At 73.0% G+C, this 15,378-nt stretch carries 11 protein-coding genes and 1 pseudogene; 4 read left to right on the forward strand and 8 right to left on the reverse strand.

All coding sequences use genetic code 11. From position 1 onward, the window contains the following. Positions 1-128: 128 nt before the first annotated feature. The 3 genes from ALMP_RS19245 to ALMP_RS19255 all read right to left on the reverse strand — a co-directional run bounded on the left by ALMP_RS19245 (position 129) and on the right by ALMP_RS19255 (position 2,034). Positions 129-890 (reverse strand): class I SAM-dependent methyltransferase, encoded by a 762-nt coding sequence (locus tag ALMP_RS19245; protein ID WP_264929906.1) that lies wholly within the window; start codon positions 888-890, stop codon positions 129-131. Between the two features lie 238 nt (positions 891-1,128). Continuing rightward, positions 1,129-1,650: an EamA/RhaT family transporter gene (locus ALMP_RS19250; RefSeq protein ID WP_264929907.1), complete on the reverse strand. Its 522-nt coding sequence runs from the start codon at positions 1,648-1,650 to the stop codon at positions 1,129-1,131. A gap of 54 nt (positions 1,651-1,704) precedes the next feature. Continuing rightward, a complete protein-coding gene (locus tag ALMP_RS19255; RefSeq protein ID WP_264929909.1) occupies positions 1,705-2,034 on the reverse strand; it encodes an SH3 domain-containing protein in 330 nt (109 codons plus the stop codon). A 181-nt stretch (positions 2,035-2,215) separates the two neighbouring features. Here ALMP_RS19255 and ALMP_RS19260 point away from each other — a divergent pair, with 181 nt between their 5' ends. Further along, the gene (locus tag ALMP_RS19260) at positions 2,216-4,378 is read left to right on the forward strand and encodes a serine/threonine-protein kinase (protein ID WP_264929911.1); all 2,163 of its coding nucleotides are present in this window, start codon (positions 2,216-2,218) and stop codon (positions 4,376-4,378) included. A 44-nt stretch (positions 4,379-4,422) separates the two neighbouring features. Here the strand turns inward: ALMP_RS19260 and ilvD are convergent, their stop codons facing one another. The 4 genes and pseudogenes from ilvD to ALMP_RS19280 all read right to left on the reverse strand — a co-directional run bounded on the left by ilvD (position 4,423) and on the right by ALMP_RS19280 (position 9,438). Continuing rightward, positions 4,423-6,276, reverse strand: a complete 1,854-nt coding sequence (gene ilvD, locus ALMP_RS19265; RefSeq protein WP_264929912.1) for a dihydroxy-acid dehydratase — start codon at positions 6,274-6,276, stop codon at positions 4,423-4,425. Between the two features lie 197 nt (positions 6,277-6,473). Beyond that, positions 6,474-7,073 (reverse strand): annotated as a pseudogene (locus ALMP_RS19270) (TetR family transcriptional regulator); the annotation flags it as partial. A gap of 176 nt (positions 7,074-7,249) precedes the next feature. After that, positions 7,250-8,074, reverse strand: a complete 825-nt coding sequence (locus ALMP_RS19275) for a sugar phosphate isomerase/epimerase (protein ID WP_264929914.1) — start codon at positions 8,072-8,074, stop codon at positions 7,250-7,252. 431 nt (positions 8,075-8,505) lie between these two features. Next, positions 8,506-9,438, reverse strand: coding sequence for a Ppx/GppA phosphatase family protein (locus ALMP_RS19280; protein ID WP_264929916.1), 933 nt, complete (start codon positions 9,436-9,438; stop codon positions 8,506-8,508). A 97-nt stretch (positions 9,439-9,535) separates the two neighbouring features. Between ALMP_RS19280 and ALMP_RS19285 the strand changes: the two genes are divergently transcribed. Beyond that, positions 9,536-10,441, forward strand: a complete 906-nt coding sequence (locus tag ALMP_RS19285) for a hypothetical protein (RefSeq protein WP_264929917.1) — start codon at positions 9,536-9,538, stop codon at positions 10,439-10,441. A 363-nt stretch (positions 10,442-10,804) separates the two neighbouring features. On the opposite strand, the gene ALMP_RS19290 is transcribed toward ALMP_RS19285, so the two are convergent. Continuing rightward, positions 10,805-12,532 (reverse strand): hypothetical protein, encoded by a 1,728-nt coding sequence (locus ALMP_RS19290; protein WP_264929919.1) that lies wholly within the window; start codon positions 12,530-12,532, stop codon positions 10,805-10,807. 229 nt (positions 12,533-12,761) lie between these two features. Here ALMP_RS19290 and radA point away from each other — a divergent pair, with 229 nt between their 5' ends. Beyond that, the gene (gene radA, locus ALMP_RS19295; protein WP_264929921.1) at positions 12,762-14,171 is read left to right on the forward strand and encodes a DNA repair protein RadA; all 1,410 of its coding nucleotides are present in this window, start codon (positions 12,762-12,764) and stop codon (positions 14,169-14,171) included. An 81-nt stretch (positions 14,172-14,252) separates the two neighbouring features. Then, positions 14,253-15,377 carry a DNA integrity scanning diadenylate cyclase DisA gene (gene disA, locus ALMP_RS19300; RefSeq protein WP_264929923.1) on the forward strand — a complete coding sequence of 375 codons (1,125 nt, stop codon included), beginning with the start codon at positions 14,253-14,255 and terminating at the stop codon, positions 15,375-15,377. Position 15,378: the final 1 nt, after the last annotated feature.

Raw genomic sequence — 15,378 nt, forward strand, 5'->3', positions numbered from 1 at the left:
CGGCCCGGGACTGGTGGAGGGTCGGGGGGTGGTGAGGGGTCGGGACTGTAATTCATCATGTGATGAATAGTCCTCCTGGGGGCGGGAGGGCGTCAAGTGGGGGGTGAGGGGGGCGAGGGGGTGCCTGGTCAGGGGCGGGTGGCGAGCAGGAGTTCCACGTCGTAGGTCTCCTCGACCGTGCCGTCGGGGAAGGCGGCCAGCAGGTGGTGGCGTTCCTCGGTGACGAAGGCGGCGGTGCGCTCCTCGCCGTGGACCAGGAAGATCGAGTGGCTGGTGATGTTGGCGAGGTGGGTGTCGAGGGGGACGCGACGGCTCCAGCGGACGCGGCGGCCGGTGAAGTCGAAGCCGCTGGTGGGGGCGGTGTGGGTGCCGTCGCCGTTGATGCGGACGACATTGTCGATGCCGAAGTGACGCTGGACGCGGGCGGTCTGCGCGGCGATCCACGGCACGTCGAGGGCGCTCGTGTTCCACCACAGCGCGAGGGCGCCGCCGGGACGCAGTACGCGCAGGGCCTCCGGGCTCGCGCGGGCCGGGTCGGTCCAGTGCCAGGACTGCGCGTAGGTGAGGAAGTCGAGGGAGGCGGTGGCGAGGGGGAGGTGGTTGCCGTCGCCGCGGACGATCGGCACCTCGGGGAGGGCGCGGCGGAACTGCGCCGCCATGCCGTCGCCGGGCTCCACGGCGACGACGTTCGCGCCGCGGGCGTGCAGGAGGGCGGTGGCGATGCCGGTCCCGGCCCCGACGTCGGCGACCCGCGCACCGGCGAGGGGGCGGCCGGCCATGTCCTCGATCGCGTCCAGGAGGGCGGACGGGTAGGAGGGGCGGTTGGTGGCGTACTGGGCGGCGGCGGAGTTGAAGGAGTGGGCCCGGGCGGCGTCGGAGGGGCGTGTCATGGGGTCATGATGGTGGGCGGGTGTGGGGAGGGGAATGGGACGGGGTGCGGGGGGCGGGGCCCGGGTGCGGGGCCCGGGTGCGGGGTGAATCCTCTGGTCCGCCGTCGGAGCAGCGGGGGCATCGTCATGGCCGGGAGGGCGGCGGGCCGCGCTGCGGGCGGCGGGGCCGACGGAGCCGGAAACAGGCAGGTCGGGCGGCGGGGCCGATGGAGCCGGAAACAAGCAGGTCGGGCGGCTCTCAGGTGCGGTGGCGCTTTTTGGCGGGGTTGCCGGTGCGGCGGGTGGTGCGGCGTTCGTGACGGGTGCGGGCCTCGTCGTACTCCTGGCGGTGGAGTTTCTCGCCGGGGGCCTCGGTGAGCGAGCGGAAGAAGTAGGCGAGGAGGGAGCCGACGAAACCGATGGCCAGCAGGCCGCGCAGGGAGGCCTGGCGGTCGGGGTCGGGGCGCCTGGAGAAACTGTCCCAGGTGTGCCGGAAGGCCAGCGCGCTGCAGATCGCGAACATGACGACGACCAGCACGGTCACGAAGCCGCCGATGTCGGCGATGGCCAGGCCCTGGTAGGCGAAGCGCAGGACCAGGCAGGAGACGGCCGCGGCGGCGAGCGAGCCGACGGCCACGGCGATGCGGCGGGCCGGGTAGCCGCCGTCGTGGTCGACCCAGGTGGTGCCGAAGAAGCGGAGGGGTTCGGGGCGCGGGCCCGTGGGGGTACCCGAGCCCGGGGAGCCCGCCGAGGTGTCCGAGGTGCCGTTTTCGTCGCTCACGGGACGATTATGGCTCCGGACGGAGGGCGGGCTCCCGGGTGGGTCGCGCGTGGGTCAGGCGCAGCGCGGTGCGATGTAGCCGTCGCTGCCGGTCTGCACGTACGCGTCCGAGACGAACTGGCTGTCGGCGATGTTGTCCCAGATGTTCGTCGTGCCGTACGGGCCGGACACCAAGGTGCCCGAGGTCTGGCAGAAGATCGGCACGCGCGTGCCCTCGGGCAGCACCTTGACGATCGGGTAGCTGGTGCCCGGACCGCTGCGGACGTTCAGCCGGACACCCGGTGCGATCGGGTAGTACGTCACCGCCACGGCCGCTGTCGTGGTGACGCCCGCCTGGGCCTCGTCGCCGTCGCCGGCGGTCTCTTCGACATGCTCGACAGACATGTTTGACCTCCCCCGTTGGACCCCATGACTGCCATGGGGCCACGTTGATTCCCCCGAACCGCGTCATGAAACACCTCTACGCGACTCGCACGCGGAGGCTAGCAAGCCGCCTCGGTCTCATACGAGTCATCGACTAGGCTCCGTGCGTCGCGCGCGCGGCGGAACAGCACGGGGGTGGTCCATGGCGCCACAGCGCAACACCGGAGCGAACGCGGAAGCGGAACTTCCGGATTACGCCGGCCACTACCGGTTGGAGTCCTGCCTGGGCTCCGGCGGCATGGGTGTGGTCCATCTGGCCCGCAGCACCTCCGGGATGAAGCTCGCGGTGAAGGTGGTGCACGCCGAGTTCGCGAAGGACCCCGAGTTCAGGGGCCGTTTCCGGCAGGAGGTGGCGGCCGCGCGTCGAGTGAGCGGCGCGTTCACGGCGCCCGTCGTCGACGCCGACCCGGAGGCCGAACGGCCTTGGATGGCCACCCTGTTCATTCCCGGCCCCACGCTGTCGGATCAGGTGAAGCGGAACGGGCCCATGAACGCGGGCGAGTTGCGGCGACTGATGGCCGGACTCGCGGAGGCGCTGCGCGACATCCACCGGGTGGGGGTCGTGCACCGGGACCTGAAGCCCAGCAACGTGCTGCTCGCCGAGGACGGTCCGAAGGTGATCGACTTCGGCATCTCCCGGCCGAAGGACAGCGAACTGCGCACCGAGACCGGCAAGTTGATCGGTACGCCGCCGTTCATGGCGCCGGAGCAGTTCCGGCGGCCGCGTGAGGTGGGGCCGGCCGCCGACATCTTCGCGCTCGGCTCGGTGCTGGTGCACGCGGCCACGGGACGCGGGCCGTTCGACTCGGACAGCCCGTACGTCGTCGCCTACCAGGTCGTGCATGACGAGCCGGACCTGACGGGCGTACCGCAGAGTCTCGCGCCGCTGGTGCTGCGGTGTCTGGCGAAGGAGCCCGAGGAGCGGCCGACGCCGGACGAGTTGATGCGCGAGCTGCGGTCGGTGGCGGCCTCGTACGACACGCAGGCGTTCATACCGGCGCAGCGGGAGATCGGCGGGGGCGGCGCGGCGGACGTGCCCGCGGCGGACGTGCCCGCGGCGGACGTACCGGAGGGAGGAGCGGTCTCGTCCGGACCGCTGCGGGACGGGGGTGCGCGGGCGGCTCGTAAGCGGCGGCGGCTCGCGCTCGCCGTGGGCGCGCTGGTGCTGGTCGCGGGTGGTGGGCTCGGCTCGCTGCTGTGGCTGGGCGGGGACGGCGCGGAGGGCGCCGGGCGGGATCCGGGCGGCGGATCTCGGTCGGCGGGCACGTTCACGCCCTGGGCGACGAAGCCCGTCGCCGGGGGCGTCGGCGGGGTTCCGCAGTGCGCGTACGACGCGAAGCGGCTGCTGTGCGCGCAACCTGGGCTCGTGTCGGCGCTCGACGCGTCGGACGGGCGCGTGCTGTGGCGGCACGCGCTCTCCCCCGGTGACCGGCCGGGCGAGGCGCCGGTCCTCGCGGGCGGGCTCGTGCACGTCCTCACCCACTCGGGCAAGCGCGTGCAGGCCCTGGACCCGGCGTCCGGTTCCCTGCGCTGGCAGCGGGACGTCTCGGCGTACCCGGGCATCCGGTACGCCGGCGGCACGCTGCTGCTGACCGCCGCCGACGGCGAGGTGACCGGTGTGGACGCCGCGTCGGGCCGTACCGAGTGGACGCGGCGGATCGCGGGGGCGGGCGAGGCGTTCTTCCTGTCGTTCCCGGAGGACCCGCTGGCCTATGCGACGAGCACGTCCGACGACGGGCGGACCCGCGTCACGGCCGTCGACCCGGCCACCGGGGAGGTGCGCTGGGACGAGCGGCTCGACGGCGAGCTGACGCTGGTGGGCACCGCGCGCGACAGCCTGGTGCTGCTGGCCGGGAGCGGCGAGTACGGCAAGGCCGACGCCGTGGTCCGCTTCCACCCCGGGACGAAGGTGACGCAGCGGGTGGCGCTGACCGTCGCGCTCCAGCAGACGCGCGTCGCCGTGCACGGGGACCGGGTGTACCTGCTGGCCCTCGACGGTGCGCTGGTGGCCGTCGACACGCGCGAGGGCGAGCGGCTGTGGTCGTTGCAGACGGCGGTGAGCCGGGGGTCGGTGCCGGCCGCCGACGGCCGGCATGTGTATTTCAGCGCCGCCGACGGCCGTCTCCTCGCCGTGGACACGGACGCGGGGAAGCTGGTCGGGCAGACCGCGCTGCGGCTCGGTGCGAACTCCGGCGAGGTCGTGACGGCGCTGCCCGCGCCGGGGGTGGCCGGCGGCCGGGTCTACGCGGGCGCACCCGACGGGACCGTCTTCGCGGTGGACGGACGGGACCCGTCGGGCTGGTGACCGGCGCAGGTTCGGCCTCGGGCCAGCCCAACTTCGGCCTCGGGTCAGCCCAGCTTCGACACGTCCCGCACCGCGCCCTTGTCGGCGCTCGTCGCCATCGCGGCGTAGGCGCGCAGTGCGGCGGAGACCTTCCGTTCGCGGTTCTTCGGGGCGTACACGCCGTTCAACGTCTCCTTGCGGCGTGCGAGTTCCGCGTCGTCGACGAGCAGCTCGATCGTGCGGTTCGGGATGTCGATGCGGATGCGGTCGCCGTCCTCGACGAGGGCGATGGTGCCGCCGGCGGCCGCCTCGGGGGAGGCGTGGCCGATGGACAGGCCCGAGGTGCCGCCGGAGAAGCGGCCGTCGGTGATCAGCGCGCAGGCCTTGCCCAGGCCGCGGCCCTTCAGGTACGAGGTCGGGTAGAGCATCTCCTGCATGCCGGGGCCGCCCTTGGGGCCCTCGTAGCGGATGACGACGACGTCGCCCTCCTTGACCTGCTGGGTCAGGATCTTCTGGACGGCCTCCTCCTGCGACTCGCAGACGACCGCGGGGCCCTCGAAGGTCCAGATCGACTCGTCGACGCCGGCCGTCTTCACCACGCAGCCGTCGACGGCGAGGTTCCCCTTGAGGACCGCGAGGCCGCCGTCCTTGGAGTAGGCGTGCTCGGCGGAGCGGATGCAGCCGCCCTCGGCGTCGTCGTCGAGGGCCTCCCAGCGCTCGGACTGGGAGAAGGCCTCGGCGGAGCGGACGCAGCCGGGGGCCGCGTGCCACAGCTCGACCGCCTCGGGGGACGGGGAGCCGCCGCGGACGTCCCAGGTCTTCAGCCAGTCGGCGAGGGATGGGCTGTGGACGGCGTGCACGTCCTCGTTCAGCAGGCCCGCGCGGTGCAGCTCGCCGAGGAGGGCGGGGATGCCGCCGGCGCGGTGCACGTCCTCCATGTAGTACGTGCGGTCCTTCGCGACGTTGGGCGCCACCTTGGCCAGGCACGGCACCCGGCGGGAGACGGCGTCGATCTCGTCGAGGCCGAAGGGGACGCCCGCCTCCTGGGCCGCCGCCAGCAGGTGCAGGATCGTGTTGGTCGAGCCGCCCATCGCGATGTCCAGCGCCATCGCGTTCTCGAACGCGGCGAACGTGGCGACGTTGCGGGGCAGGACCGTCTCGTCGTCCTGCTCGTAGTAGCGGCGGGTGATGTCCATGACCGTACGGGCCGCGTCGACGTACAGCTGCTTGCGCGCGGTGTGCGTGGCGAGGACCGAGCCGTTGCCGGGGAGGGACAGGCCGATGGCCTCGGTCAGGCAGTTCATCGAGTTGGCGGTGAACATGCCGGAGCAGCTGCCGCAGGTGGGACAGGCGTTCTCCTCGATGCGGAGGATGTCCTCGTCCGAGATCTTGTCGTTCACGGCGTCGGAGATCGCGTCGACCAGGTCGAGCGTGCGGACGGTGCCGTCGACGAGGGTGGCGCGGCCGGACTCCATCGGGCCGCCGGAGACGAAGACCGTGGGGATGTTCAGCCGCAGGGCGGCGTTGAGCATGCCCGGGGTGATCTTGTCGCAGTTGGAGATGCAGATCAGGGCGTCGGCGCAGTGGGCCTCGACCATGTACTCGACCGAGTCCGCGATGAGGTCGCGGGAGGGCAGGCTGTAGAGCATGCCGCCGTGGCCCATGGCGATGCCGTCGTCGACGGCGATCGTGTTGAACTCGCGCGGGATGCCGCCGGCCTCGACGATCGCCTCGCTGACGATCCGGCCGACCGGCTGGAGGTGCGTGTGGCCGGGCACGAACTCGGTGAAGCTGTTGGCCACGGCGATGATCGGCTTCCGGCCGATGTCCGCACCGGGTACACCGGAGGCGCGCATAAGGGCGCGGGCGCCCGCCATGTTGCGGCCGTGGGTGACTGTGCGGGACCTCAGCTCGGGCATCGTCGCTCGCTCCTTCAGACAGATCTGGCTGTTATTGAGCGTACGCCGGTCATCCAGGGGGCGGGACGAGGTGTCCGGTATGCGGGATGAGTGTCTCGCCGGGGGTGGGGACCGGGGGTGCGCTGGCGGGGACGGGGATGGGGAGTGTCGGGGGTCGAGAGTAGCGGGGCTCGGGAGTGGTGGGGTGGTGGGACCGGTCAGAGGCCGGTCAGGTGTCGTTGTACGACGGGCGCCACGCGCGCGATGATCTGCTCCGGGTCGGCCGACGCCAGCGGCTCCACCTTGATGACGTACCGGAGCATCGCGGTGCCGACCAGCTGCGCGGCGGCCAGTTCCGCGCGCAGTTCCGCGTCCGGGAGGTCGATCCGGGCGGAGATGCGGCGCAGCACCTGCGAGGCGATCAGGCGGCGGAAGACGGCGGCCGCGGTGTCGTTGTTGACCGCCGAGCGGATGATCGCCAGCACGGGTGTGCGGGTGGTCGGGTTCTCCCAGATGCCGAAGACGAAGCGGGTCAGGCGCTCGCCCACGCCCTCCAGCGGCCCGTCGGCGATCGCCTCGGGCGCGTTCAGCGCGGGCGCGAAGGCGACCTCGATGGCCGCCGCGAAGACCTGCTCCTTGGTGCCGAAGTAGTGGTGCACGAGCGCCGAGTCGACCCCGGCTGCCTTGGCGATGCCCCGCACGGACGTCTTCTCGTAGCCCCGCTGGGAGAACTCCGCGCGGGCGGCGGTGAGGATCCGGTCCCGGGTGTCCGAGGCTTCGGTGCGCGGGGGGCGGCCTCGACGGCGGGGGGTGGGGTCGGTGCCGGTGGGGTCCGGGTGGCTGGTGCCGACAGGGCCTGGCGCGGTCGGTGCGGGGCTGGTGCCGGTGGGGCCCGGGGCGGTCGGTGCGGGGCCGGCCGTGCCGTTGGTGTCCCTGTCCGCGGGCTCGGGGTCGCCGGGGCGGTCGTGGTCGTGGTGGCGGGTGCCGGGGTTCGTCACCTGCGGGGGACCTTGAGGGCGGAGGCCAGGTGGAGGCGGGTGAAGGCGAGGGCCTCCGCCAGGTCGGCCTCGCGTTCGACGCCGGACATGGCGCGTCGGGTGTTGACCTCGATGACGACATGGCCGTCGAAGCCGCTCAGCGCGAGCCGCTCCAGCAGCTCGGCGCAGGGCTGGGTGCCGCGGCCGGGCACCAGGTGCTCGTCCTTGTTGGAGCCCATGCCGTCGGCGAGGTGGACGTGGCCGAGGCGGTCGCCCATGCGGTCGAGCATCTGCATCGCGTCCGTACGGGCCGTCGCGGCATGGCTGAGGTCGATCGTGAAGTGCCGGTAGTCGTCCTTCGTCACGTCCCAGTCGGGCGCGTACGCGAGCATCTCGCGGTCCCGGTAGCGCCAGGGGTACATGTTCTCGACGGCGAACCGCACGTCCGTCTCGTCCGCCATCCGCCAGATCCCCCGCACGAAGTCGCGCGCGTACTGGCGCTGCCAGCGGAACGGCGGGTGGACGACGACGGTGGACGCCCCGAGCTTCTCGGCCGCCGCGCGGGCCCGCTGGAGCTTGACCCACGGGTCGGTCGACCACACCCGCTGCGTGATGAGCAGGCAGGGGGCGTGCACGGCCAGGATCGGAACCTGGTGGTAGTCGCTCAGCCTGCGCAGCGCGTCGATGTCCTGGCTGACCGGGTCGTTCCAGACCATGACCTCGACACCGTCGTACCCGAGGCGCGCGGCGATCTCGAAGGCCGTCGCCGTCGACTCCGGATAGACCGAGGCCGTCGACAGGGCGACCTTCGCATCCGGGATGCGCACCACTGGTTCTGCCACGAGGGACAGGGTACGGTCCTCCGCTTCCCACCGGGGGAGAGTGGCCGTGCCACTCCCGCGGGGGCGCGCCGGTCGGCCACGCGCGCGTGAGGAGCGGGGAGGACGCCGAGGGATGGCCATAACGGCCGATTGTGGTGCCTTACGGGCAGGTGAGGGCCGGGTGGAGACGCGCGGACGGCCACTCGGCGGCGGCGTCAACGATTCGTGCGGCGCGGTTGTTCAGGAACGAGGAGGTGGTGCACCTCACGCGATTCACGCGATCGGCGCGCACACCGGCGCACGGATCGACGCACGGACCGGCATATCGACGCGCGAACCGGAATGCGAGACTCCGGTGCACCGGAGCCCTACCGGCACACGGGGCTCAGCCGCACCGGAGCCCTACCGGCACGGGACTCAGCCGCACCGGAAGTCCCACCAGTACGCGGGCTTCAGTCCCCCACCATGTGATCCAGTCGCCGCAGGATCACGCCCTCCCGCAGGGCCCACGGGCAGATCTCCAGCGTCTCGACGCCGAACAGGTCCATCGCGCCCTCGGCGACCAGCGCGCCCGCCAGCAGCTGCCCCGCGCGGCCCTCGGAGACGCCCGGCAGCTCCGAGCGCTGGGCGGCGGTCATGCCGGCCAGGCGTGGCACCCAGGCCTCCAGGGACTCCCGCTTCAGCTCCCGCTGGACGTACAGGCCCTCGGTGGAGCGTGCGGCGCCGGCGATGCGGGCGAGTTGCTTGAACGTCTTCGACGTGGCGACGACGTGGTCGGGAGCACCGAAGCGGCTGAACTCGCCGACCGTACGGGCTATCTCCGTGCGCGCGTGGCGGCGCAGCGCGCGTATGTCCCCCGGGTCGGGCGGGTCGCCGGGAAGCCAGCCGGCCGTGAGCCGGCCCGCGCCGAGCGGGAGGGAGACGGCCGCGTCGGGCTCCTCGTCGATGCCGTAGGCGATCTCCAGGGAGCCGCCGCCGATGTCCAGGACCAGCAGCTTGCCGGCGGACCAGCCGAACCAGCGGCGGGCGGCGAGGAAGGTGAGCCGGGCCTCCTCCGCGCCGGTGAGGACCTGGAGCTCGACGCCGGTCTCCTCCTGCACGCGCGCGAGGACGTCGTCGGCGTTGCTCGCCTCGCGCACCGCGGAGGTCGCGAAGGGCAGCAGGTCCTCGACACCCTTGTCCTCGGCGGCCTGGAGCGCCTCGTGGACGACCCCGATCAGCCTGTCGACGCCCTCGGGGTGGATCGCCCCGTCTCCGTCGAGGAGTTGGGCGAGGCGCAGTTCCGCCTTGTGCGAGTGCGCGGGCAGCGGGCAGGCGCCGGGGTGCGCGTCGACCACCAGCAGGTGCACCGTGTTCGATCCCACGTCGAGGACACCGAGTCTCATGGACGGAACGCTACTGCCACCTGCGGCGTCCCCGGCCCGCCGGTGCGGATCCTGAGACGGTTCCCGCGTGCGGTCCGGGGCGACTTACCCTGGACGCGTGCCAAAGACGAAAAAGGCGAAGGACGAAAAGGCCGACAAGACCGCCAAGGTGGACAAGGTTCACATCGCGGTCACGCCCGAGACGGCTTCCTCGCAGGCGACGTCACCGTCATCGAAGAAGTCCCGCAAGGCCCTGGCGGACAAGACCCGGCCGGCCGACGAGAAGGGCCTCGACTTCGCGCGCGCGTGGGTGGAGTTTCCCGACCCCGCGGACGACGACCAGGTCTTCCGGTGCGATCTGACCTGGCTGACCTCCCGCTGGAACTGCATCTTCGGCAGCGGCTGCCAGGGCATCCAGGCCGGCCGCGCGGACGACGGATGCTGCACCCTGGGCGCCCACTTCTCCGACGAGGACGACGAGAAGCGGGTCGCCGAGCATGTGGCGCGGCTCACCCCCGACATCTGGCAGCACCACGACGAGGGCACACGCAACGGTTGGGTCTCGGAGGACGAGGAGGGTTCCCGGCAGACCCGCCCGTTCCAGGGCTCGTGCATCTTCCAGAACCGTGCCGGCTTCTCGGGCGGCGCCGGCTGCTCGCTGCACATCCTTGCTCTGAAGGAAGGCCGCGAGCCGCTGGAGACCAAGCCGGACGTCTGCTGGCAGCTTCCGATCCGGCGCACGTACGACTGGATCGACCGGCCCGACGACACCCGCGTGCTCCAGGTGTCGATCGGCGAGTACGACCGGCGCGGCTGGGGTCCGGGCGGCCACGACCTGCACTGGTGGTGCACCTCGGCCACCTCCGCGCACGGCGCGGGCGATCCCGTGTACGTCTCCTACCGGGCCGAGCTGACCGAGCTGATGGGCAAGGCCGGGTACGACCGTCTCGTCGAGCTGTGCGAGGAGCGGCTGGCCTCGCAGCTCCCGCTGTTGGCACCGCATCCGGCCGATCCGGTGGTCTGAGGGGCGGCGTCCCGTGGGCTGAGGGATGGTGTTCCGTGGACTGCGGGGGCGGCGTCCCGTGGCCTGACCGCTGACGTGCGGCCTGCCGGACGACCGTCCCGTGCCTGACCGCTGACGTGCCGCCTGACGGACGACCGTCCCGTGGCCTGACGACGGTCCCACGGCCTTACCACCGCCCCACGGCCTGACGACCGCGTCCCGTGGGCCTGACGGCCCCGCCGGGCCCTCCGACGCCCCCGAAGGCTCTTCGGGGGCGTCTACGGCCTTCCAGGGCCTCCCCACGGTCGTCCCGGCGCGCGCGGCCCTCCCATGGCGCCCTCCCACGGTCCTTCTGGGGCCGCCTCGCGCGGCCCCCGCCGCCCCCTATGGCACAGCCGGGCTGGGTTCCCCGCCGCCGCCCCCGGAGGGCGGTGCGGAGCCTCCCGGGTCGGACGGCGACGGGTCGCTGGGTGTGGGGTCCGGCTCGGGCGAGGTCGGCGGATCGCTCGGCGTGGGCTCGGTGGACGGCGAGGCGGTAGGGGTCGGCTCGGGCTCCGGGTCGGAGGAGGGCGGCGGGTCGCTGGGGCGGCTGGGGTCGGGGTCGGCAGGGCCGGGCGCGATGCCGTAGCCCTCGATGGTGACGACCGCGCCCGCCGGGGAGATCGCCACGTGCGCGTTCCAGTGCCGGGACGGCTCGCGCAGGTGGTCGACGTACACCTTGACGGTGACGGACTCGCCGGGCCGGAGCGTGCCCGCGGAACGGCTCAGGTAGAGCCAGGGGGCGCCGGTGGACGCCGACCAGTGGACCGGCTCGCCGGCGTTCGGGGAGGCGGTGAGGGTGATCAGGGTCGTGTCGCCGCTGTTGCCGGCCGTCACGGAGAGGCGGTCGGCGCCCTTGGTGTCGAGTCCGGTGACGCTGACGACCTCCACCGAGACGTCCGTCTCGTCGTCCTGGGCGGAGCCGGCGCCGGGCCGGATGCTGGCGTTGCCCGCGTTCTGGTAGCCGCTCGCGGCCTCGCCGCCGAGGCCGCCGGAGTCGTGCGTGTCGCTGGCGCTGGCCGAGCGGCCGTCGGCCCCGTCGGCGGTCGGTGTGCCCCGGTAGGCCGCCCACAGAGCAAGCACGGGCGCGGCGACGACGGTGGCGACGACGGTCGTGGTGACGGCACGCGCGCGGAAGCGGTCCCGGCGGGCGGCGTGGTCCTTGGGGTCCATCGGGAAGCCGCGCCGGTCGAAACGCGGCGCGGCGGCGCCACGCGCGCGTGGGAGGCGCGTCATGAGCCCGTGGAGTTCCGCGCGGGGCGCCTCCAGGACGGGCAGCTCGGCCGGGGTGACGCCGGCGCCGGGCCAACGGCCGGGGGCCGCGCGCCCGGCGGCCCGGCGGCAGCGCGGGCAGTCGTCGACGTGCCGGACGAGTTCGCGGCGCAGGGCGGCGCCGAGCACAAGCTGGTGGTCGCCGGTGAGACGGGCCACACCGGGACAGCCCCCGGTCTCCACGACGGCGAGGGCCGCGCGCGTGCGCTCGACCTCGCAGGCGGCGGAGGCCAGCAGTTCGCGCGCGGCGGCGTGGTCCATGCCGAGGACGGCGGCGATCTCCTGGGCGGTGAGGTGGTGGCGTACGGCGAGTTCCAGCGCCTCGCGCTGCTCCGGGGTTGTGCCGGCGGCCTCCGGCCAGGCGAGCAGGGCGAGTTCGCGCCGTCGGCGCTCCTGGTCCTCGTCGGAGACGGACGGGTCGGCGGACTTCGCGCCGTTCTCCCGGTGGCCGGGACGGCCCGCCGCGTGAGTGCGCTGACGTTTCTGCTTGGCCTCGGCCAGCTTGCGCAGGCACGCCCAGCGGGCCAGCGCGTACAGCCAGGCCCTGCGGTCGCCGGCGGCGTCCGGGATCCGCTGCCCGCGCCGCTCGGCGAGCGCGAGAACGTGCCCGAGGGCCGTCATGGCCGCGTCGTGGTCGCACAGGACGGAGAGGCAGTAGGTGAACAGGCCGTCCAGGTACGGCTCGTAGGGCGCGGGCGGGCGCTGCGCCAGAGTGCGCCCCGCAGCGCGGTCGCGCGCCTCCCGGTGTGCCCGGTGCGCGCCGGTCGTGCGGGTCGAGGTTTCCGGGCTGCTGCTTGTCACCCGTGCGACCGTAGGCGTCCCGGAACTGCCGCTTCTGCCCCGTTGAGCCCTTTTAATCCGTATGGGTGAAACGATCCCTCATACGGGGACAGGAACGGGGCGTTCCGTGGCTCGTTCGTGAGGGGGCGGCCGATTCACAGGGGGTGCCCCCCCTCTTCCCGGCGCCCGCGGGCCCCCGCTCGTCCACAGGCCCCGCCCGTTGTCGGTGGCGGCGGTTACGGTTTCTCCCATGGCTGCCCGTACGAAGACCACCAAGGACCGCCCGTCCTACCGCTGCACCGAATGCGGCTGGCAGACGGCGAAGTGGCTCGGCCGCTGCCCCGAGTGTCAGGCCTGGGGCACGGTCGAGGAGTACGGCGCGCCCGCGGTCCGTACGACGACGCCGGGGCGCGTCACCACCTCGGCGGTGCCCATCGGACAGGTGGACGGCCGTCAGGCCACCGCCCGCCCCACCGGCGTGCCCGAGCTGGACCGGGTCCTGGGCGGTGGGCTGGTGCCCGGCGCGGTCGTGCTGCTGGCCGGTGAGCCGGGTGTCGGCAAGTCGACGCTGCTGCTCGACGTGGCCGCCAAGTCCGCGAGTGACGAACACCGCACCCTCTATGTCACCGGTGAGGAGTCCGCGAGCCAGGTCCGGCTGCGCGCCGACCGCATCGGCGCGATCGACGACCACCTCTATCTGGCGGCGGAGACCGATCTGGCGGCCGTCCTCGGCCACTTGGACGCCGTGAAGCCGTCCCTGCTGATCCTCGACTCGGTACAGACGGTGGCCTCGCCCGAGATCGACGGGGCGCCCGGCGGCATGGCACAGGTCCGCGAGGTGGCCGGCGCCCTCATCCGCGCCTCCAAGGAGCGCGGCATGTCGACGCTGCTCGTGGGCCATGTCACCAAGGACGGCGCGATCGCCGGCCCGCGCCTGCTGGAACACCTCGTGGACGTCGTCCTGCATTTCGAGGGCGACCGGCACGCGCGCCTGCGGCTCGTCCGCGGCGTGAAGAACCGCTACGGCGCCACCGACGAGGTCGGCTGCTTCGAACTACACGACGAGGGCATCACGGGCCTTGCGGACCCAAGCGGACTTTTCCTGACCCGTCGTGACGAACCGGTACCGGGCACCTGCCTGACGGTGACGCTGGAGGGCCGCCGCCCCCTGGTCGCCGAGGTGCAGGCCCTGACGGTCGACTCGCAGATCCCCTCCCCCCGCCGTACGACGTCGGGTCTGGAGACGTCCCGGGTCTCGATGATGCTGGCGGTCCTGGAGCAACGCGGCCGTATCAGCGCCCTCGGCAAGCGGGACATCTACTCCGCGACGGTCGGCGGCGTGAAGCTCTCGGAGCCCGCGGCGGACCTGGCGATCGCCCTGGCCCTGGCCTCCGCGGCGAGCGACACCCCGCTGCCCAAGAACCTCGTCGCGATCGGTGAAGTGGGCCTCGCGGGCGAGGTCAGACGGGTCACGGGCGTGCAGCGCAGGCTCGCCGAGGCCCACCGTCTGGGCTTCACGCACGCGCTCGTACCGGGCGACCCCGGCAAGATCCCCGCCGGCATGAAGGTCCTGGAAGTCGCGGACATGGGGGACGCCCTGCGGGTCCTGCCGCGCTCCCGTCGCCGAGACGCCCCACGGGAGACGGAGGACCGCCGGTAGACTTTGCCCAGGTCTCGCCCGTCCGTACGAACCGAGTGCGCGAAACGGGAGCGCCCCAGAACCTGCGACCGGAGGAGTGCAGTGGCAGCCAACGACCGGGCGGCAGCTCCCGGAAAGTCCGGTGGGAGTTCCGGTGCCGACGGCCTGATGCGCGCCTCGCTGAGCGCGGTGGCTCCCGGCACGGCCCTGCGCGACGGCCTCGAGCGGGTGCTGCGCGGCAACACCGGCGGACTGATCGTGCTGGGCTCCGACAAGACGGTCGAGGCGATGTGCACGGGTGGCTTCGTCCTGGACGTGGAGTTCACGGCCACGCGCCTGCGCGAGCTGTGCAAGCTCGACGGCGGCATCGTGCTCTCCTCCGACCTGTCGAAGATTTTGCGGGCCGGCGTCCAGCTGGTGCCGGACCCGACCATCCCGACGGAGGAGACGGGCACCCGTCACCGCACCGCGGACCGGGTCAGCAAGCAGGTCGGCTTCCCGGTCGTCTCGGTCTCCCAGTCGATGCGCCTGATCGCCCTGTACGTCGACGGGCAGCGCCGCGTCCTGGAGGACTCGGCGGCCATCCTGTCCCGCGCGAACCAGGCCCTGGCGACCCTGGAGCGCTACAAGCTCCGCCTGGACGAGGTCGCGGGCACGCTGTCCGCGCTGGAGATCGAGGACCTGGTGACGGTCCGGGACGTCTCCGCGGTGGCGCAGCGCCTGGAGATGGTGCGCCGCATCGCCACCGAAATCGCCGAATACGTGGTCGAACTGGGCACCGACGGCCGTCTGCTCGCCCTCCAGCTCGACGAGTTGATCGCGGGCGTGGAGCCGGAGCGTGAACTGGTCGTACGGGACTACGTCCCCGAGCCCACGGCGAAGCGTTCCCGCACGGTCGACGAGGCGCTGTACGAGCTGGACGCGCTCAGCCACGCCGAGCTGCTCGAACTGTCCACGGTGGCCCGCGCGTTGGGTTACACCGGCTCCCCCGAGGCCCTCGACTCGGCGGTCTCCCCGCGCGGCTTCCGCCTGCTGGCCAAGGTGCCCCGCCTGCCCGGCGCGATCATCGACCGTCTCGTGGAGCACTTCGGCGGCCTGCAGAAGCTCCTCGCCGCGAGCGTCGACGACCTCCAGACGGTCGACGGCGTGGGCGAGGCGCGGGCCCGCAGCGTCCGCGAGGGGCTGTCGCGCCTGGCGGAGTCCTCGATCCTCGAGCGGTACGTCTGAC

Source organism: Streptomyces sp. A012304 (assembly GCF_026008495.1).
Taxonomy (GTDB): domain Bacteria; phylum Actinomycetota; class Actinomycetes; order Streptomycetales; family Streptomycetaceae; genus Streptomyces.